General features: G+C 62.7%; 30 protein-coding genes. All 30 read left to right on the forward strand.

Annotated features, from left to right (window positions below):
• The coding region (locus FJ426_RS29115) for an EF-Tu/IF-2/RF-3 family GTPase (protein ID WP_246675628.1) at window positions 1-519 on the forward strand (519 nt) is incomplete at its 5' end.
• Between the two features lie 66 nt (window positions 520-585).
• Window positions 586-894: a 30S ribosomal protein S10 gene (rpsJ, locus tag FJ426_RS29120; protein WP_006205468.1), complete on the forward strand. Its 309-nt coding sequence runs from the start codon at window positions 586-588 to the stop codon at window positions 892-894.
• Window positions 895-955: 61 nt separating this feature from the next.
• Window positions 956-1684 carry a 50S ribosomal protein L3 gene (gene rplC, locus FJ426_RS29125; RefSeq protein ID WP_140501257.1) on the forward strand — a complete coding sequence of 243 codons (729 nt, stop codon included), beginning with the start codon at window positions 956-958 and terminating at the stop codon, window positions 1682-1684.
• Complete coding sequence (gene rplD / locus FJ426_RS29130; RefSeq protein WP_140501259.1) at window positions 1684-2304, forward strand: 50S ribosomal protein L4; 621 nt, start codon at window positions 1684-1686, stop codon at window positions 2302-2304. The genes rplC and rplD overlap by 1 nt, the downstream gene beginning before the upstream one ends.
• Window positions 2301-2594, forward strand: a complete 294-nt coding sequence (locus tag FJ426_RS29135) for a 50S ribosomal protein L23 (RefSeq protein ID WP_006205465.1) — start codon at window positions 2301-2303, stop codon at window positions 2592-2594. Before rplD ends, FJ426_RS29135 begins: the two co-directional genes overlap by 4 nt.
• Window positions 2595-2616: 22 nt before the next feature.
• The gene (gene rplB / locus FJ426_RS29140) at window positions 2617-3450 is read left to right on the forward strand and encodes a 50S ribosomal protein L2 (RefSeq protein WP_140501261.1); all 834 of its coding nucleotides are present in this window, start codon (window positions 2617-2619) and stop codon (window positions 3448-3450) included.
• Between the two features lie 16 nt (window positions 3451-3466).
• Window positions 3467-3745: a 30S ribosomal protein S19 gene (rpsS, locus tag FJ426_RS29145; RefSeq protein WP_006205463.1), complete on the forward strand. Its 279-nt coding sequence runs from the start codon at window positions 3467-3469 to the stop codon at window positions 3743-3745.
• Window positions 3746-3747: 2 nt separating this feature from the next.
• Window positions 3748-4137, forward strand: a complete 390-nt coding sequence (gene rplV, locus FJ426_RS29150) for a 50S ribosomal protein L22 (RefSeq protein WP_006205462.1) — start codon at window positions 3748-3750, stop codon at window positions 4135-4137.
• A complete protein-coding gene (rpsC, locus tag FJ426_RS29155; RefSeq protein WP_140501263.1) occupies window positions 4137-4865 on the forward strand; it encodes a 30S ribosomal protein S3 in 729 nt (242 codons plus the stop codon). Before rplV ends, rpsC begins: the two co-directional genes overlap by 1 nt.
• Window positions 4866-4892: 27 nt before the next feature.
• Entirely contained in the window at window positions 4893-5306 is a 414-nt protein-coding gene (gene rplP, locus FJ426_RS29160; protein ID WP_027026963.1) for a 50S ribosomal protein L16, read from the forward strand.
• Window positions 5307-5319: 13 nt separating this feature from the next.
• Window positions 5320-5520, forward strand: coding sequence for a 50S ribosomal protein L29 (gene rpmC, locus FJ426_RS29165; RefSeq protein ID WP_006205459.1), 201 nt, complete (start codon window positions 5320-5322; stop codon window positions 5518-5520).
• 11 nt (window positions 5521-5531) lie between these two features.
• Entirely contained in the window at window positions 5532-5771 is a 240-nt protein-coding gene (rpsQ, locus tag FJ426_RS29170) for a 30S ribosomal protein S17 (RefSeq protein WP_010909280.1), read from the forward strand.
• An 85-nt stretch (window positions 5772-5856) separates the two neighbouring features.
• Entirely contained in the window at window positions 5857-6225 is a 369-nt protein-coding gene (gene rplN, locus FJ426_RS29175) for a 50S ribosomal protein L14 (RefSeq protein WP_006205457.1), read from the forward strand.
• A gap of 12 nt (window positions 6226-6237) precedes the next feature.
• Entirely contained in the window at window positions 6238-6552 is a 315-nt protein-coding gene (gene rplX / locus FJ426_RS29180) for a 50S ribosomal protein L24 (protein ID WP_006205456.1), read from the forward strand.
• Window positions 6545-7123 carry a 50S ribosomal protein L5 gene (gene rplE / locus FJ426_RS29185; RefSeq protein ID WP_023717521.1) on the forward strand — a complete coding sequence of 193 codons (579 nt, stop codon included), beginning with the start codon at window positions 6545-6547 and terminating at the stop codon, window positions 7121-7123. Before rplX ends, rplE begins: the two co-directional genes overlap by 8 nt.
• A 27-nt stretch (window positions 7124-7150) precedes the next feature.
• Complete coding sequence (rpsN, locus tag FJ426_RS29190) at window positions 7151-7456, forward strand: 30S ribosomal protein S14 (RefSeq protein WP_013895695.1); 306 nt, start codon at window positions 7151-7153, stop codon at window positions 7454-7456.
• Between the two features lie 12 nt (window positions 7457-7468).
• On the forward strand, window positions 7469-7867 hold the full coding sequence (gene rpsH / locus FJ426_RS29195) for a 30S ribosomal protein S8 (protein ID WP_006205453.1): 399 nt from the start codon (window positions 7469-7471) through the stop codon (window positions 7865-7867).
• Window positions 7868-7959: 92 nt separating this feature from the next.
• Window positions 7960-8493, forward strand: a complete 534-nt coding sequence (gene rplF / locus FJ426_RS29200; protein ID WP_140501269.1) for a 50S ribosomal protein L6 — start codon at window positions 7960-7962, stop codon at window positions 8491-8493.
• Between the two features lie 139 nt (window positions 8494-8632).
• A complete protein-coding gene (gene rplR, locus FJ426_RS29205; RefSeq protein ID WP_140501271.1) occupies window positions 8633-8992 on the forward strand; it encodes a 50S ribosomal protein L18 in 360 nt (119 codons plus the stop codon).
• A 147-nt stretch (window positions 8993-9139) separates the two neighbouring features.
• Complete coding sequence (rpsE, locus tag FJ426_RS29210; protein ID WP_006333394.1) at window positions 9140-9703, forward strand: 30S ribosomal protein S5; 564 nt, start codon at window positions 9140-9142, stop codon at window positions 9701-9703.
• 24 nt (window positions 9704-9727) lie between these two features.
• Window positions 9728-9925 (forward strand): 50S ribosomal protein L30, encoded by a 198-nt coding sequence (rpmD, locus tag FJ426_RS29215; RefSeq protein ID WP_006205449.1) that lies wholly within the window; start codon window positions 9728-9730, stop codon window positions 9923-9925.
• A 22-nt stretch (window positions 9926-9947) separates the two neighbouring features.
• Complete coding sequence (gene rplO / locus FJ426_RS29220; protein ID WP_140501273.1) at window positions 9948-10421, forward strand: 50S ribosomal protein L15; 474 nt, start codon at window positions 9948-9950, stop codon at window positions 10419-10421.
• 190 nt (window positions 10422-10611) lie between these two features.
• Entirely contained in the window at window positions 10612-11952 is a 1341-nt protein-coding gene (gene secY, locus FJ426_RS29225) for a preprotein translocase subunit SecY (protein WP_140501275.1), read from the forward strand.
• Entirely contained in the window at window positions 11949-12557 is a 609-nt protein-coding gene (locus FJ426_RS29230) for an adenylate kinase (protein WP_140561135.1), read from the forward strand. The genes secY and FJ426_RS29230 overlap by 4 nt, the downstream gene beginning before the upstream one ends.
• A 208-nt stretch (window positions 12558-12765) precedes the next feature.
• Complete coding sequence (rpsM, locus tag FJ426_RS29235; protein ID WP_006205445.1) at window positions 12766-13134, forward strand: 30S ribosomal protein S13; 369 nt, start codon at window positions 12766-12768, stop codon at window positions 13132-13134.
• Between the two features lie 156 nt (window positions 13135-13290).
• Window positions 13291-13680 carry a 30S ribosomal protein S11 gene (gene rpsK, locus FJ426_RS29240; protein WP_006205444.1) on the forward strand — a complete coding sequence of 130 codons (390 nt, stop codon included), beginning with the start codon at window positions 13291-13293 and terminating at the stop codon, window positions 13678-13680.
• A 101-nt stretch (window positions 13681-13781) separates the two neighbouring features.
• A complete protein-coding gene (locus FJ426_RS29245; RefSeq protein ID WP_023682599.1) occupies window positions 13782-14792 on the forward strand; it encodes a DNA-directed RNA polymerase subunit alpha in 1011 nt (336 codons plus the stop codon).
• A gap of 43 nt (window positions 14793-14835) precedes the next feature.
• A complete protein-coding gene (rplQ, locus tag FJ426_RS29250) occupies window positions 14836-15267 on the forward strand; it encodes a 50S ribosomal protein L17 (RefSeq protein ID WP_140501279.1) in 432 nt (143 codons plus the stop codon).
• Window positions 15268-15429: 162 nt separating this feature from the next.
• Window positions 15430-16920 (forward strand): DegQ family serine endoprotease, encoded by a 1491-nt coding sequence (locus FJ426_RS29255; protein WP_140525519.1) that lies wholly within the window; start codon window positions 15430-15432, stop codon window positions 16918-16920.
• A 45-nt stretch (window positions 16921-16965) separates the two neighbouring features.
• A complete protein-coding gene (locus FJ426_RS29260; protein ID WP_140525518.1) occupies window positions 16966-18273 on the forward strand; it encodes a replication-associated recombination protein A in 1308 nt (435 codons plus the stop codon).
• The last annotated feature ends 287 nt before the right edge of the window (window positions 18274-18560 follow it).

Genomic DNA, 18560 nt, shown 5'->3' on the forward strand with positions numbered 1-18560 from the left:
GGCCGCGGCACGGTCGTGACCGGTCGCGTCGAGCGCGGCGTGGTCAAGGTCGGCGAGGAGCTGGAGATCATCGGCATCCGTCCGACCACCAAGACGACCTGCACGGGCGTCGAGATGTTCCGCAAGCTGCTCGACCAGGGCCAGGCCGGCGACAACATCGGCGCGCTGCTGCGCGGCGTCGACCGTGAAGGTGTCGAGCGCGGCCAGGTTCTGGCCAAGCCCGGTTCGGTGAAGCCGCACAAGAAGTTCGTGGCCGAAGCCTACATCCTGACCAAGGACGAGGGTGGCCGTCACACGCCGTTCTTCACAAACTACCGTCCGCAGTTCTACTTCCGCACCACCGACGTGACCGGCATCGTGTCGCTGCCGGCCGGCACCGAGATGGTGATGCCTGGCGACAACATCACGGTCGACGTCGAGCTGATCGTGCCGATCGCGATGGAAGAGAAGCTGCGCTTCGCCATCCGTGAAGGCGGCCGCACCGTCGGTGCCGGCATCGTCGTCACCATCAAAGAGTAATTTGGACTTAAACCGATCTGTCGCGGGCGCGGGTGCCCGCGCCGCGCCAGAACAAGGAAGTGACGCATGAACGGACAGAATATCCGCATCCGCCTGAAGGCGTTTGATCACCGGGTGCTCGACGCCTCGACGCGCGAAATCGTGTCGACGGCCAAGCGCACCGGTGCCAACGTCCGCGGCCCCATTCCGCTGCCGACGCGGATCGAAAAGTTCACGGTCAACCGGTCGCCTCACGTCGACAAGAAGAGCCGCGAGCAGTTCGAGATGCGCACGCACAAGCGTCTGCTCGATATCGTCGATCCGACCCCGCAGACCGTCGATGCTTTGATGAAGCTCGATCTGGCCGCCGGTGTCGACGTCGAGATCAAGCTCTAAGGGAATGAGAGCGCGGTAAGGGGCGGTGCCCCTGGCCCGGAACTCTAAAGGAATTGAACCGATGCGTTCAGGTGTGATTGCAAAGAAGGTGGGAATGACCCGCATCTACAACGATGCCGGGGAACATGTTCCCGTCACCGTTCTCCAGATGGAGAACTGCCAGGTCGTGGCGCAGCGCACGCAGGAGAAGAATGGCTACACCGCCGTTCAGCTCGGCGTTGGCCTTGCCAAGGTGAAGAACACGTCGAAGGCGATGCGCGGCCATTTCGCGACCGCTTCCGTCGAGCCGAAGGCCAAACTTGCCGAGTTCCGCGTCTCCGCCGACAACATGATCGATGTCGGCGCCGAGATCACCGTCGAGCATTTCGTCGCCGGCCAGAAGGTCGACGTCACCGGCACGACGATCGGCAAGGGTTTCCAGGGCGTCATCAAGCGCCACCACATGGGTGGTGGCCGCGCGACCCACGGTAACTCGGTCTCGCACCGCACGCACGGCTCGACCGGCCAGCGCCAGGACCCCGGCAAGGTGTTCAAGGGCAAGAAGATGGCCGGCCACATGGGCGACACGCGCGTCACCACGCAGAACGTCGAGATCGTCTCGACCGATGCCGACCGCGGCCTGATCCTGATCCGCGGCGCGGTTCCCGGGTCGAAGGGTGCGTGGATCCTGGTTCGCGACGCCGCCAAGGTGGCGCTTCCGGCCAATGCGCCGAAGCCCGCCGCGATCCGCCCAGTTGCTGCCGGTATGGGCACGAAGAATGAGGCTCCGGCCACAGAGGGAGCGGAATAATGGATCTCAAGATCACAACGCTGGGCGGCAAGGACGCCGGCAAGGTGAAACTATCCGAGGAGATTTTCGGCCTTGATCCGCGCGAGGACATTTTGCAGCGCGTCGTGCGCTGGCAGCTCGCCAAGAAGCAGCAGGGCACGCACAAGGCCAAGGGCCGCGCCGAGATCGCGCGCACCGGCGCCAAGATGTACAAACAGAAGGGTACGGGCCGCGCCCGTCACCATTCGGCACGCGCTCCGCAGTTCCGCGGCGGCGGCAAGGCTCACGGCCCGGTCGTTCGCAGCCACGAGCACGAGCTGCCGAAGAAGGTCCGCGCGCTCGGCCTCAAGCATGCTCTCTCGGCCAAGGCCAAGAGCGCGTCGATCATCGTCATCGACGAGCTGAAGCTGACCGAGGCAAAGACCAAGGCGCTGATCGCGAATTTCGCGACGCTGGGCCTGACGAACGCCCTGGTGATTGGTGGCGCCGAGCTCGACCGGAACTTCAAGCTGGCCGCGACCAACATCCCGAACATCGACGTGCTGCCCATTCAGGGCATCAACGTCTACGACATTCTGCGCCGCGGCACGCTGGTCCTTTCGAAGGCCGCCGTCGAGGCTCTCGAGGAGCGCTTTAAATGACCGACCTTCGTCACTACGACGTAATCGTCAGCCCGGCGATCACCGAAAAGTCGACCATGGCTTCCGAGCAGAACCAAGTCGTCTTCAACGTCGCCAAGAAGGCGTCGAAGCCGGAAATCAAGGCCGCCGTCGAAGCGCTGTTCGGCGTCAAGGTGATGGCCGTGAACACGCTTGTCCGCAAGGGCAAGATCAAGCGCTTCCGCGGCACGATCGGCCGCCAGAGCGACGTCAAGAAGGCGGTAGTGACGCTGGCCGACGGCCAGTCGATCGACGTCGCGACGGGTCTCTGAGCAAGGCCGCGAGGACAGGACAATGGCACTTAAAAAATTCAACCCGATAACGCCGAGCACCCGTCAGCTGGTCATCGTCGACCGCTCGGGCCTCTACAAGGGCAAGCCCGTCAAGGGTCTGACCGAGGGCCTGACCAAGTCGGGCGGCCGTAACAATTACGGCCGCATCACTGCACGCTTCATCGGCGGCGGTCACAAGCGTTCGTACCGCATCATCGATTTCAAGCGCCGCAAGTTCGACGTCGTCGGCACGGTCGAGCGCATTGAATACGATCCGAACCGCACCGCCTTCATCGCGCTGATCAAGTATGACGATGGCGAGCTGTCCTACATCATCGCTCCGCAGCGCCTTGCCGCAGGCGACAAGATCGTGGCTGGCGAAGCGGTCGACGTGAAGCCGGGCAATGCGATGCCGCTGGCCTCGATGCCGGTCGGCACGATCGTCCACAACATCGAGCTGAAGCCGGGCAAGGGCGCCCAGGTCGCCCGTTCGGCTGGCGGTTACGCCCAGCTCGTCGGCCGCGACCAGGGCATGGCGATCCTGCGCCTCAACTCGGGCGAGCAGCGTGTCGTTCACGGCTCCTGCATGGCTACCGTCGGTGCCGTGTCCAACCCGGACCACGGCAACATCAACGACGGCAAGGCCGGCCGCACGGTTTGGCGTGGCAAGCGCCCGCACAATCGCGGCGTGACCATGAACCCGGTCGACCACCCGCATGGCGGTGGTGAAGGCCGCACCTCCGGTGGCCGCCATCCGGTCTCGCCGTGGGGCAAGCCGACCAAGGGCAAGAAGACGCGGTCCAACAAGGCGACCGACAAGTTCATCCTGCGCTCGCGCCATCAGCGCAAGAGCTAAGAAGAGGTAACGCCAAGTGACTCGTTCTATTTGGAAAGGCCCCTTCATCGACGGCTACCTTCTCAAGAAGGTGGACAAGGTTCGTGAAGGTGGTCGCAATGAGGTGATCAAGATGTGGAGCCGTCGCTCCACCATCCTGCCGCAGTTCGTCGGCTTCACCTTCGGTGTCTACAACGGCCAGAAGCATGTTCCCGTCTCGGTGAACGAGGACATGGTCGGTCACAAGTTCGGTGAATTCGCTCCGACGCGGACCTATTACGGTCACGGCGCGGATAAGAAGGCGAAGAGGAAATAATCATGGGCAAGGCCAAAGCTCCGCGCAGGCTTGCTGACAACGAAGCGCGCGCCGTACTGCGCACGATCCGTATCAGCCCGCAGAAGCTGAACCTGGTTGCCGCGCTGATCCGCGGCAAGAAGGTCGCGACAGCGCTTTCCGACCTGGAATTCTCGGCCAAGCGGATTTCCGGCACGGTCAAGAAGACGCTGGAATCGGCAATCGCCAACGCGGAAAACAACCACGACCTCGACGTCGATGCGCTGATCGTGGCGGAAGCCTATGTCGGCAAGTCGATCGTCATGAAGCGGTTTCATGCCCGGGGCCGTGGTCGCGCCAGCCGTATCGAGAAGCCGTTCTCGCACCTCACGATCGTCGTTCGTGAAGTCGAAGAAAAAGGGGAGGCCGCATAATGGGCCAGAAAGTCAATCCGATCGGTCTTCGCCTCGGCATCAACCGCACCTGGGATTCGCGCTGGTTCGCGAACACCGGCGAGTACGGCAAGCTGCTGCATGAGGACATCAAGATCCGCAAGTACCTCGAGAAGGAGCTCAAGCAGGCTGCCATTTCGAAGGTTGTGATCGAGCGTCCGCACAAGAAGTGCCGCGTCACCATCCATGCCGCGCGCCCGGGTCTGATCATCGGCAAGAAGGGCGCCGACATCGAGAAGCTTCGCAAGAAGCTGATGGAGATGACCAAGTCCGAGACGCACCTCAACATCGTCGAAGTGCGCAAGCCGGAGATCGACGCGACCCTGGTCGCGCAGTCGATCGCCCAGCAGCTCGAGCGCCGCATCGCGTTCCGCCGCGCCATGAAGCGTGCCGTGCAGTCGGCGATGCGCCTCGGTGCCGAAGGCATCCGCATCAACTGCTCGGGCCGTCTCGGCGGCGCCGAAATCGCGCGCATGGAATGGTACCGCGAAGGCCGCGTGCCGCTGCACACGCTGCGCGCCGATGTCGACTACGGCACGGCCGAGGCGAATACGGCGTACGGCATCTGCGGCGTCAAGGTGTGGGTGTTCAAGGGCGAGATCCTCGAGCACGACCCGATGGCTTCGGAGCGCCGCGCGACCGAGGGCGATCATGCGCATGGCGGTGGTGGTGGTGATCGCGAACGCGGTCGTCGTCGCGAAAACGCCTGAGACATTTAGGAATTTGGAGTTAGAACGATGCTGCAGCCAAAGCGCACAAAGTTCCGCAAGCAGTTCAAGGGCCGCATCCACGGTACCGCCAAGGGCGGCACCAATCTGGATTTCGGTGGTTTCGGGCTGAAGGCGCTTGAGCCGAACCGCGTCACCGCGCGCGAGATCGAGGCGGCTCGCCGCGCGATCACCCGCGAGATGAAGCGCGCCGGCCGTGTCTGGATCCGTATTTTCCCGGATCTGCCGGTCACCTCGAAGCCGACCGAAGTCCGCATGGGCAAGGGCAAGGGCGCGGTCGATTACTGGGCGGCGCGCGTCAAGCCGGGCCGGATCATGTTCGAGATCGACGGCGTCAACGAAGAAACCGCCCGTGAGGCACTGCGTCTCGGCGCGGCCAAGCTCTCGGTCAGGACGCGCTTCGTACAGCGCATCGCAGAATAAGGACGGGCTGATCATGAAAGCCGAAGACATCCGGACCAAGACCCAGGACCAGCTGACCGACGACCTGGCCAGCCTGAAGAAAGAGCAGTTCAACCTGCGCTTCCAGAAGGCGACCGGCCAGCTCGAAAAGACCGCGCGCGTGAGGCAGGTCCGCAAGGACATTGCGCGTATCAAGACCATCGCTGCGGAAAAGTCCGCGGCTAAGAAGGCTTAAGGACGAAAACCATGCCAAAGCGCATTCTGCAGGGCACCGTCGTCAGCGACAAGAACGAGAAGACGGTTGTCGTCAAGGTCGAACGGCGCTTCACGCATCCCGTGATGAAGAAGACCGTGCGCATGACCAAGAAGTACAAGGCGCACGACGAGAACAACGCCCACAAGGTCGGCGATCAGGTGTTCATCCAGGAATCGAAGCCGATTTCCAAGGACAAGCGCTGGATCGTCGTGTCTTCGGACCAAGCCTGATCTCTGGGCGTAAACAAACGAATTTTGGACAGACCGGGGAGGGGTGAAGAACCCGTCCCGTTAGAAAAGAAGAAGGCGGCCAGTCATGATTCAGATGCAAACAAACCTCGACGTCGCGGATAATTCCGGCGCCCGTCGTGTCATGTGCATCAAGGTGCTGGGCGGCTCGAAGCGGAAATACGCTTCCGTAGGCGACATCATCGTGGTGTCGATCAAGGAAGCCATCCCGCGCGGCCGCGTGAAGAAGGGCGATGTGATGAAAGCGGTCGTGGTTCGCACGGCCAAGGACATCCGCCGCCCGGACGGCAGCGTGATCCGTTTCGACAAGAACGCGGCCGTTCTCGTCGACAACAAGAAAGAGCCGATCGGCACGCGTATCTTCGGACCGGTTCCGCGCGAACTCCGCGCCAAGAACCACATGAAGATCATCTCGCTCGCGCCTGAAGTGCTGTAAGGAGCCGGACCAATGCAGAAGATTAGAAAAGGCGACAAGGTCGTCGTGCTGGCTGGCAAGGACAAGGGCCGTTCGGGCGAAGTCCTGTCGGTTCAGCCGAAGGACGACACCGCGCTGGTGCGCGGCGTCAACATGATCCGTCGTCACCAGAAGCAGTCCCAGTCCCAAGAGGGCGGGATCATCACCAAGGAAGCGCCGATCCAGCTGTCGAACATCGCGCTGGCCGACCCCAAGGATGGCAAGCCGACCCGCGTCGGCTTCATCTTCCAGAAGGACGGCAAGAAGGTGCGCGTCGCCAAGCGCTCGGGAGAAGTCATCAATGGCTAAGGCTCAAACCAAGCAGGCGACTGCCCAGAACACGCCGCGCCTCAAGCAGGTCTACAACGAGACCATCCGCAAGGCCTTGCAGGAGCAGTTCGGCTACGACAACGAGATGCAGGTTCCGCGCATCGACAAGATCGTGCTGAACATGGGCGTTGGCGAAGCGACCGGCGATTCGAAGAAGCCTTCGATCGCGGCCGAGGATCTGGCGATGATCGCCGGCCAGAAGGCCGTCGTCACCCGCGCCCGCAATTCGATCGCAGGCTTCAAGGTCCGCGAGAAGATGCCGATCGGCGCCAAGGTCACGCTGCGCAAGGAACGCATGTACGAGTTCCTCGACCGCCTCGTGAACATCGCGCTGCCGCGCGTCCGCGACTTCCGCGGACTGAATCCGAAGAGCTTCGATGGCCGTGGCAACTACGCCATGGGCATCAAGGAACACATCGTGTTCCCGGAGATCAACTACGACAAGGTTGATCAGATCTGGGGCATGGACGTCATCGTTTGTACGACTGCGAAGACGGACGACGAAGCCAGGGCACTGCTCAAGGCCTTCAACTTCCCCTTCCGCCAGTAACGGCAGCGAGAAAAGGAAAAATCTGAAATGGCAAAGACCAGCTCAGTCGAGAAGAACAACAGGCGCCGCAAGCTTGCCGACCAGTACGGTCCTAAGCGCGCTGCCCTGAAGGCGATCATCATGGACCAGTCCAAGCCGATGGAGGAGCGCTTCCGCGCTCAGCTCAAGCTTGCCGCCATGCCGCGCAACTCGGCCAAGATCCGCATCCGCAACCGCTGCGAAGTCACCGGCCGTCCGCGTGCCTACTATCGCAAGCTCAAAGTATCGCGCATCGCGCTTCGTGATCTCGGCAATAACGGCCAGATCCCGGGCCTGGTCAAGTCGAGCTGGTAAGGAGGACATAACATGTCATTGAGCGATCCTCTCGGCGATATGCTGACCCGCATCCGCAACGCCTATGGCCGCAAGAAGTCGAGCGTGTCGACGCCGGCCTCGCGTCTGCGCACCCGCGTCCTCGACGTGCTGAAGGCTGAAGGCTATATCCGCGACTACAGCCAGACCGATTTCGACAACGGCAAGTCCGAAATCGAGATCGAGCTGAAGTATTTCGACGGAGCGCCGGTGGTGCGCGAAATCGCCCGCGTCTCGAAGCCGGGCCGCCGCGTTTACGTTTCGGCCAAGTCGATCCCGCATGTCGCCAACGGCCTCGGTATCGCCATCCTTTCGACGCCGAAGGGCGTGATGGCCGACCACGAAGCGCGCGAACAGAATGTCGGTGGCGAGATCCTCTGCCAGATCTTCTGATCCGGCAGCGTGATCCCGAAAAAATGGAATCCGGTCTTCGGATCGTTCCGAAGACAGAGACCTGAAACAAGAGAAGTGACGAGGACAACAAAATGTCTCGTATTGGAAAGAAACCCGTTTCGCTGCCGCAGGGCGTGACCGCGACCGTCAACGGCCAGACCGTGACGGCGAAGGGCCCCAAGGGCGAGCTGAAGTTCGTGGTCAACGACGAAGTGCTGGTCAAGATGGAAGGCAGCGAGATAGCTGTCGAGCCGCGCGACCAGTCCAAGACCGCCCGCTCCAAGTGGGGCATGTCGCGCACGCAGATCGTCAACATCCTGCAGGGCGTCAAGGACGGCTTCGAGAAGAAGCTCGAGATCACCGGCGTCGGCTATCGCGCCGCCTTGCAGGGCAAGAACCTGCAGCTGGCGCTCGGCTTCAGCCACGACGTCGTCTACGAGACGCCGCAAGGCATCACCATCACCGTGCCGAAGCCGACCGAAATCACCGTTGCCGGTATCGACAAGCAGCAGGTCGGCCAGGTGGCCGCGGAAATCCGCGAATACCGTGGTCCCGAGCCCTACAAGGGCAAGGGCGTCCGCTACGCAGGCGAGAAGATCGTCCGCAAGGAAGGCAAGAAGAAGTAGTGGGTTTGGCCCCGGGAAGGTGCAGACTTTTCGGAAGGGGCCAAGCCAGGAAGTGTAACGCCGCGGGGAGCGGTCGCGGGAGGCGCTTTCGCCTACCGCACAGGGCGGCCCCCGTTTTCTGAAGGCAAGGAAGACCATCATGGGTACCAAGGAAGCCACTCAGCGCCGCGCGCAGCGCGTCCGCCGCCAGATCAAGAAGGTCGCCGGCGAGCGTCCGCGCCTGTCGGTTCACCGCACGTCGAAGAACATCTACGTCCAGGTCATCGACGACGCCAAGGGCCACACCATCGCTGCCGCCTCGACCCTCGAGAAGGACCTCAAGGGTTCGCTCAAGACCGGTGCAGATACCGCTGCCGCTGCCGCGATTGGCAAGCTGATCGCCGAGCGTGCCGCCAAGGCGGGAGTCAAGGAAGTCGTCTTCGACCGCGGCCCGTACATCTATCACGGCCGCGTCAAGGCGCTGGCCGAGGCGGCTCGTGAAGGCGGCTTGAGCTTCTAAGCCTGATCCGGACCGAAAGCCGGCAGAAAGTTGCAGACTTTTCGAAACGGATCATGCAAGGGAGTGATGATTTTCACCGTCGGCGACCCGCAATGAGGCGTCGGCATTCAGCAACCCGTGCTTCCGGAAAAGAACAAGGAACAGGATATGGCACAGGAACGTAGGGATGGCGGCCGCGGCCGCGATCGTGAAGAACGCGATGACGGCATGGTCGACAAGCTCGTCCACATCAACCGTGTCGCCAAGGTCGTCAAGGGCGGCCGCCGCTTCGGTTTTGCAGCACTCGTCGTCGTCGGCGACCAGAAGGGCCGCGTCGGCTTCGGTCACGGCAAGGCGCGCGAAGTGCCGGAAGCCATCCGCAAGGCAACCGAATCGGCCAAGCGCGACATGATCTTCGTGCCGCTGCGCTCGGGCCGCACGCTGCACCACGATGTCGAGGGACGCTGGGGCGCCGGCCGTGTTCTCCTGCGCGCCGCCAAGCAAGGTACCGGCATCATCGCCGGCGGCCCGATGCGTGCCGTCTTCGAGACGCTCGGCATGCATGACGTGGTCGCCAAGTCGATGGGTTCGTCGAACCCTTACAACATGGTTCGCGCCACTTTCGACGCGCTGAAGAGCCAGATGCATCCCAAGGATGTGGCTGCCGCGCGCGGCATCAAGTATTCGACCCTTCAGGCCCGCCGCGGCACCGCCGTCGCGGCTGAAGAATAGTCGATCTGACCAGGGATTTTGACCATGGCCAAGAAAGCAACCAAGACCATCACCGTTGAGCAGATCGGTTCGCCGATCCGCCGCCCGAAGGAACAGCGCGCGACGCTGGTCGGCCTCGGCCTCAACAAGATGCACAAGCAGCGCACGCTGGAAGATACGCCTTCCGTGCGCGGCATGATCGCTGCCGTCCAGCATCTCGTCCGCGTCGTGGACGAGGGCTGAGCACAGGCGCAGGAGAAGCAAGATGAAACTCAACGATCTGCGTGACAAGGACGGCGCGACGCATTCGAAGAAGCGTCTCGGCCGCGGCATCGGCTCCGGTTCCGGCAAGACTGCCGGTCGCGGCGTCAAGGGCCAGAAGGCGCGCTCCGGCGTCGCCGTCAACGGCTTCGAGGGTGGCCAGATGCCGCTCTATCGGCGCCTGCCGAAGCGTGGCTTCAACAACATCTTCGCCAAGAGCTTCACCGTCGTCTCGCTGGCCCGTATCCAGGCCGCTGTAGACGCCAAGAAGCTCGATGCGAAGGCGACCGTGACGGCCGAGGCGCTGGTAGCCGCCGGCGTCATCCGTCGCGTGAAGGACGGCGTGCGCGTGCTGTCGGACGGCGATCTCAAGGCGAAGCTCGCCTTTGACGTCGCCGGGGCCTCCAAGGCCGCGATCGAGAAGATCGAAAAGGCCGGCGGTTCGGTCAAGCTGCCGCAAGAGGCGGCCGCCGAGTAACAGCAATTTGAAGCGCGCTCGGCAAGGCCGATCCGGTTTTGCTTTCGATCACGCTTCGACCTGTTCAATATGGCGGCCGCGTCAACGCGGCCGCTTGCATGTTTACAGTCCGGAGCTTATCTCGTGAGCTTCGGTGACACGCGCCGCCTGACCTTAGGGTCATCAAGCGTGACCAAGCGGAGAATCGGGCATGGCTTCGGCTGCTGAACAACTAGCCTCGAATCTGAATTTCTCAGCCTTCGCCAAAGCGGAGGACCTGAAGAAACGAATCTGGTTCACCGTCGGCGCGCTGCTCGTCTACCGCCTCGGCACCTACATCCCGCTTCCCGGCATCAATCCCGATGCCTTCGCGCAGGCCTTCTCTTCGCAGAGCAAGGGCGTGCTGGGCATGTTCAACATGTTCGCCGGCGGCGCCGTGCAACGCATGGCGATCTTCGCGCTCGGCATCATGCCTTACATTTCCGCTTCCATCATCATGCAGCTGATGACCTCGGTCATCCCGTCGCTGGAAGCGCTGAAGAAGGAAGGCGAGCAGGGCCGCAAGGTCATCAATCAGTACACGCGCTACGGCACGGTGCTCCTGGCGCTGGTGCAGGCCTATGGTATTTCGGTCGGGCTTGAAGGCGGCAACGGCATCGTCAGCGATCCCGGCATGTTCTTCCGCATCTCGACCGTCGTCACGCTGGTCGGCGGCACCATGTTCCTGATGTGGCTCGGCGAGCAGATCACCGCGCGCGGCATCGGCAACGGCATTTCGCTGATCATCTTCTCCGGCATCGTCGCCGGCCTGCCGCATGCCATTTCCGGCACGCTGGAACTCGGCCGCACCGGAGCGCTGTCGACCGGCCTGATCCTGGCGATCATCGTGCTGGCCATCGTCGTCATCGCGCTCATCGTCTTCTTCGAGCGCGCCCAGCGGCGTCTGCTGATCCAGTATCCGAAGCGTCAGGTCGGCAATCGCATGTTCCAGGGCGACACTTCTCACCTGCCGCTCAAGCTCAACACGTCGGGCGTCATCCCGCCGATCTTCGCCTCGTCGCTGCTCTTGCTGCCGGCCACCGTCGCCGGCTTCTCGCAGACGACGAACATGCCGGCCTGGGCCAGCACCATCCTGGCCTCGCTCGGCCATGGCCAGCCGCTCTATATGTTGTTCTACGCGGCGATGATCGTGTTCTTCGCCTTCTTCTACACCGCGATCGTCTTTAACCCGAAGGACACCGCCGACCAGCTCAAGAAGCACTCCGGCTTCATCCCCGGCTACCGTCCGGGCGAGCGCACCGCCGACTATATCGACTACGTTCTTACCCGCATCACTGTCGTCGGTGCCATCTATCTGGTGCTGGTCTGTCTGCTGCCGGAGTTCCTGATCTCGGCGACTGGCGTACCATTCTACCTTGGTGGCACATCGCTTCTGATCGTGGTCAGTGTCACGCTCGACACGGTTGCGCAGATTCAGGGCCACCTGATCGCGCACCAATATGAAGGCCTGATCAAGAAGTCGAAGCTGCGCGGGGGGAAGAAAGCCAGATGAGGTTGATTTTGCTTGGGCCGCCAGGAGCGGGCAAGGGGACACAAGCACAAAGACTGGTAGAGAGACACGGCATCCCCCAGCTTTCCACGGGCGACATGCTGCGCGCCGCGGTCCAGGCCGGTACCGAAGTCGGCAAGCGCGCCAAGGCGGTCATGGATGCCGGCGAGTTGGTCTCGGATGCCATCGTCAACGCCATCGTGGCCGAGCGCATTGACCAGCCCGATTGCGCCAATGGTTTCATCCTCGACGGCTACCCGCGTACGCTGGTGCAGGCTGATGCGGTTGAATCGATGCTTGACGAACGTGGCATCGCGCTCGACACCGTCATCGAGCTTGTCGTCGATGACAAGGCGCTGGTCGGCCGCATCGTCAAGCGCGCCGATGAGGCCAAGGCAGCCGGTCAGCCGGTGCGCAAGGACGACAATCCGGCGGTGTTCGAGGAGCGCCTGCGGGAATATTACAAGAAGACCGCTCCGCTGATCGGCTATTATTATGCCAAGCGCCGGCTGAAGAGCGTGGACGGCATGGCTGGTATCGATGCCGTGACGTCGGAGATCGAAGCCGTGCTCGCGGCGACGGTGAAACAGGCCGCCGCGGCCAAATAGCGATTGTGCTTGACTGAAGCGGTCCGCTGGGGTATGGCGGCCCGTCTTCCTGTCAGGCATGGAGTTTGCTTGCCCGCAAGGGCGGGGCAGCCGTTTTTGACCAGGAAACTCCCGCAAGGGCCGGCCTCCACCGGACGCGGGGCAACGCAGACAGCGCCGGGCCTACCTTGTTTTGAAGGTGGCCGGCCCATATGGAGATGAGAAGAACATGGCTCGTATAGCCGGCGTCAACATTCCGACCAACAAGCGCGTTGTCATCGCGCTTCAGTACATTCACGGCATCGGCAAGAAGTTCGCCCAGGAAATCGTCGACAAGGTCGGCATCCCGGCCGAGCGCCGCGTCAACCAACTGACCGACGCGGAAGTGCTGCAGATCCGCGAGACGATCGACCGCGACTATCAGGTCGAGGGCGACCTGCGCCGCGAAGTGTCGATGAACATCAAGCGGCTCATGGACCTCGGCTGCTACCGCGGCCTGCGTCACCGTCGCTCGCTGCCGGTTCGCGGCCAGCGCACGCACACCAATGCACGCACCCGCAAGGGCCCGGCCAAGTCGATCGCCGGCAAGAAGAAGTAATTTAGGGCAGTAAGGGAGTAGGGGAGTAAGGCAGTAGGGAATGCCCGGCAATCGGGTCGCACTATCCCTACTCCCTTACTGCCCTATTCCCCACTCCCTTACCAAGGTGGAGCCGCTGGCATTACGGCGGTGTAGAGATCAACTGAAAGGAATACCATGGCCAAGGAAGCCGCTCGTGTTCGCCGTCGCGAACGCAAGAACATCTCGTCGGGCGTTGCCCACGTCAATTCGACCTTCAACAACACCATGATCACCATTACCGACGCGCAGGGCAATTCGATCGCCTGGTCGTCGGCCGGAGCCCAGGGCTTCAAGGGTTCGCGCAAGTCGACCCCCTTCGCCGCCCAGATGGCTGCCGAGGATGTTGCCAAGAAGGCCCAGGAACACGGCATGCGCATGCTCGAGGTCGAGGTCTGCGGACCCGGCTCTGGCCGTGAATCGGCGCTGCGCGCCCTGCAGGCGGCTGGTTTCACCATCACCTCGATCCGTGATGTGACCCCGATCCCGCACAATGGCTGCCGTCCGCGCAAGAAGCGTCGCGTCTAAGGAATTACCGAACGCCGCGTGAACGCCAGAAGCGTTCCTCCGCGGTTTTCCAGGTCGCCCGCCACGATTGGATGGTGGCGGGTCAACGGAAGGAAAGCATCATGATCCAGAAAAATTGGCAGGAACTGATCAAGCCGAACAAGATCGAGTTCTCGTCGAAGAAGAAGACGCTGACCACGCTGGTGGCCGAGCCGCTCGAACGCGGCTTCGGCCTCACCCTCGGCAATGCGTTGCGCCGCGTGCTTCTGTCTTCGCTGCGCGGGGCGGCCGTCACCGCCGTACAGATCGACGGCGTCCTGCATGAATTCTCGTCCATCGCCGGCGTGCGCGAGGACGTGACCGACATCGTCCTCAACATCAAGGAAATCGCCATCCGCATGGAAGGCGACGGCCCCAAGCGCATGGTTGTGCGCAAGCAGGGCCCGGGTGCGGTTCTCGCCGGCGACATCCAGACGGTGGGCGACGTCGAGATCCTCAATCCGGATCACGTCATCTGCACGCTGGACGAGGGCGCTGAAATCCGTATGGAATTCACTGTCGATACCGGCAAGGGTTACGTGCCGGCCGACCGCAACCGCGCCGAGGATGCGCCGATCGGCCTGATCCCGGTCGACAGCCTCTATTCGCCGGTCAAGAAGGTCTCCTACAAGGTCGAGAACACCCGTGAGGGCCAGGTTCTCGACTACGACAAGCTGACCATGACCATCGAGACCGACGGTTCGATCTCGGGCGAGGACGCGGTGGCTTTCGCCGCCCGCATCCTGCAGGACCAGCTTGGCCTGTTCGTCAATTTCGACGAGCCGCAGAAGGAAGTCGCCACCGAAGCCGTCACCGAGCTTGCCTTCAACCCGGCGCTGCTCAAGAAGGTCGACGAACTCGAGCTTTCGGTGCGTTCGGCCAACTGCCTGAAGAACGACAACATCGTCTACATCGGCGATCTCATCCAGAAGACCGAAGCCGAGATGCTGCGTACCCCGAACTTCGGCCGCAAGTCGCTGAACGAGATCAAGGAAGTCCTGGCGGCGATGGGCCTGCACCTCGGTATGGAAGTGCCGGACTGGCCGCCGGAAAACATCGAAGACCTCGCCAAGCGTTACGAAGATCAATATTGAGGCTCCGAGGAGCTTCTCGAACCCGGAATGAAGGAGAAGAGCCATGCGCCATGGATTTAAAGGCCGCCGGTTCGCCCGCAGCATAAGCCATCGCAAGTCGATGTTTGCCAACCTTGCCGTGTCGCTGCTCGAACACGAGCAGATCGTCACCACCTTGCCCAAGGCGAAGGACCTGCGTCCGATCGTCGAGAAGCTGGTGACGCTCGGCAAGCGCGGCGACCTGCACGCCCGCCGCCAGGTGATCGCGCAGATCGGCAATGAAGGCGTCGTCAAGCGCCTGTTCGACACCATCGCGCCGCGCTACGCCACCCGCAACGGCGGCTATCTGCGCATCATGAAGGCGGGCTTCCGCCACGGTGACAATGCCGCGATGGCGGTCATCGAATTCGTAGACCGCGACACGGAGGCCAAGGGCGCCGGCGACCGCGCCCGCCTCGAAGCCGAAGGCACCGATGCGGAAGCCGCAGCCGCTTAAGGCTTCGCTTTTCAAATGATTTAAAGGGGCCTGCGGGCCCCTTTTTCATATTCTGGCCGCCTCGGCTGCTCCTGCGTCAAAATAATTCGATTTAATCGCCTTAGCCTTTCATTTTGCACATTCGTCGGGACAATGCGCCCCAACTCGCACGGAGGATTCGCAATGCGCGCTAAAAGACTGTCCCTGGTTCTGCTCTGCGCCTTTATGGCGTTCGCAACCACGCCGACAGTCCGGCAGGCATTGGCCGAGGATGCCCCCAAAGCCGATCCGGGCCTCTCCGACGTGCTCACCGACCTGCTGCACGGCGTCGAGGGCGAAAACGCCACCTCGGGCCCCGACAAGCGCGTGCCGTTCGGCCGTGAGGAAGTGCAGTTGTCGTTCGCGCCATTGGTCAAGCAGACGGCGCCGGCCGTGGTCAATGTCTATGCCTCGCAAACGGCCAAGGTCGTTTCGCCCTTCGAAGGCGATCCGTTCTTCGAAGAATTCTTCGGTCGCGCGCAGCCGCGCGCGCAGTCCTCGCTGGGCTCGGGCGTGCTTGTCGATCCGAGTGGCGTCATCGTCACCAATTTCCACGTCATCAAGAATGCCGACGAGGTGAAGGTCGCGACCGCCGACGGGCGCGAATTCACCAGCAAGGTGATGCTCAAGGACGAGACGCTCGATCTTGCCGTGCTCAAGATCGAATCCGACAAGCCATTCCCGGTCATCGCCATCGGCGATTCCGATGCGCTCGAAGTCGGTGACCTGGTGCTGGCCATCGGCAATCCTTTCGGCGTCGGGCAGACCACCACGAGCGGCATCGTTTCCGCACTTGCCCGCAGCCATATAGGCGTTTCGGATTCGGGTTATTTCATCCAGACGGACGCTGCCATCAATCCCGGCAATTCCGGCGGCGCGCTGATCAACATGGGCGGCCAGCTGGTCGGCATCAACACCGCCATCTTCAGCCGCAGCGGCGGCTCGATCGGCATCGGCTTTGCCATTCCTGCCAATATGGTGCGCGCTTTCGCCGATGCCGCCAAGGCCGGTCTCGATTTCTTCGAGCGGCCTTACATCGGGGCCGAGTTCGAAGCGGTGACGCCGCAGATCGCTGAATCGCTCGGCATGGAAAAGCCTGCCGGCGCGCTGGTCTCGTCCGTTGACGCGTCCGGACCGGCCGGCAAGGCCGGATTGAAGCCTGGCGATGTCGTCCTGCAGATCAACGGCAAGCCGGTCGAGAGCATCGAGGCACTGGACTATCGCATGGCGACGCTGTCGATCGGTACAAAGGCCAATTTCGCGGTGCTGACCAAAGGCCAGCAGGCGGCGATGGACATCGCCCTGGAACGCGCGCCCGAGGGTGCAAAACCCTCGGAGGTGACGCTGCATGGCCGCAGCCCCTTCTCGGGCGCCAAGGTTGCGGAATTATCGCCGCGGCTGGCTCAGAAGCTCGGCCTGCGCACCGACATCAAGGGCGTCACCGTGGTCGACATCAATCGCGATTCGCCGGCCGCCGATTTCGGCTTCCAGCCGGGCGACATCGTGCGCGAGGTCAACGGCACGACAATCGATACGGCGGCGACGCTGGCGCAGGCTTCCCAGCAGGATACGCGCTGGTGGCGCTTTACCGTCGAGCGCGGCGGGCAGATACTGCGCCAGGTGTTGCGTTACTGAGCTCGATCGCTGAAGAGATCGCGCTCCAAACCCAAAAAGAAGTGCATGGCCGATCTGTTCAGTGTCGATGAACCGGAAAAGGCGCCGCCAGGCCGGCCGCTGGCAGACAGGCTGCGCCCGAAAAACCTTGGCGAGGTCGTCGGCCAGGAGCATCTGACCGGCCCCGATGGCGCACTGACCCGGCTGATTAATTCCGGTTCGCTCGGCTCCATGATTTTCTGGGGGCCGCCCGGCACCGGCAAGACCACGGTGGCGCGCCTGCTTGCCGGTGAAACCAGCCTCGCCTTCGAGCAGATTTCGGCGGTTTTCTCCGGCGTAGCCGAGCTGAAGAAAGTGTTCGAGGCGGCCAAGCTGCGCCGCGCCAATGGCCGCCAGACCCTGCTGTTCGTCGACGAGATCCACCGCTTCAACCGCGCCCAGCAGGACGGCTTCCTTCCAGTCATGGAAGACGGCACCGTCGTGCTCGTCGGCGCTACCACCGAAAATCCGTCCTTCGAGCTCAATGCAGCTCTGCTGTCGCGTGCGCGCGTGCTGGTTTTCCATTCGCTTGGCGAGGAAAGCATCGCAAAGCTTCTGGCCAGGGCCGAAGAGACGGAGGGCAGGGCGCTGCCGCTCGATGATGAGGCGCGAGCGATGCTCATCCGCATGAGCGACGGCGATGGCCGGGCCTCGCTAACGCTGGCGGAAGAAGTGTGGCGCGCCGCCAAACCAGGCGAAGTGTTCGGCCCCGAAGGCTTGCAGCGCATCATTCAGCGTCGGGCGCCGATCTACGACAAGGGCCAGGACGGTCACTACAATTTGATCTCGGCGCTGCACAAATCCGTGCGCGGCTCCGATCCCGATGCCGCGCTCTACTACCTCGCGCGCATGTTCGACGCCGGCGAGGATCCGCTCTATCTCGGCCGCCGGCTGGTGCGCATGGCGATGGAGGACATCGGGCTGGCCGATCCGCAGGCGCTGGTCGTCGCCAATGCGGCCAAGGACGCCTACGATTATCTGGGGTCGCCCGAGGGCGAACTCGCCTTCGCCGAGGCCACCGTCTATCTCGCCACGGCGCCCAAATCCAACGCGGTCTACACCGCCTTCAAAGCCGCCACGCGCGCTGCCAAGGAGCACGGTTCGCTGCTGCCGCCCAAGCACATCCTCAACGCGCCGACAAAGTTGATGAAGGACGAAGATTACGGGGCTGGCTACCGCTATGATCATGACGAACCGGACGCGTTTTCCGGCCAGGACTATTTTCCGGAAAAGATGGGTCGCCAGACCTTCTACGACCCACCCGAACGCGGTTTCGAGCGCGATATCAGGAAACGGCTCGACTACTGGGCGAAGCTGCGCAAAGAGCGGGAATAGCAGGCTTGCGACGGCCGGTGGCGGTTGCGGTCCGAAACGAGGTTTCACCTGGGGTATTTCCACGTCGGTTCTTCTGCACGCGCTGCTCGCGGCCACGATTATATCGATGCCAATGCCGCAGCTTCCGAGCCGGCCGGAGGAAGAGCAGGTAACGGTCGACATCCTGACCCCGCGACAGTTCGAGGTCTCGGCAAGGCAGTCAGCCGGCCACGATGCCGTGGCCGTTGTGCGGCAACCCAAAAGACCTTATCAAGGCGCACGGCCGGGCGGTGGTCGTTGTCGTGATT

The organism is Mesorhizobium sp. B2-6-4 (assembly GCF_006441495.1).
Lineage (GTDB): Bacteria > Pseudomonadota > Alphaproteobacteria > Rhizobiales > Rhizobiaceae > Mesorhizobium.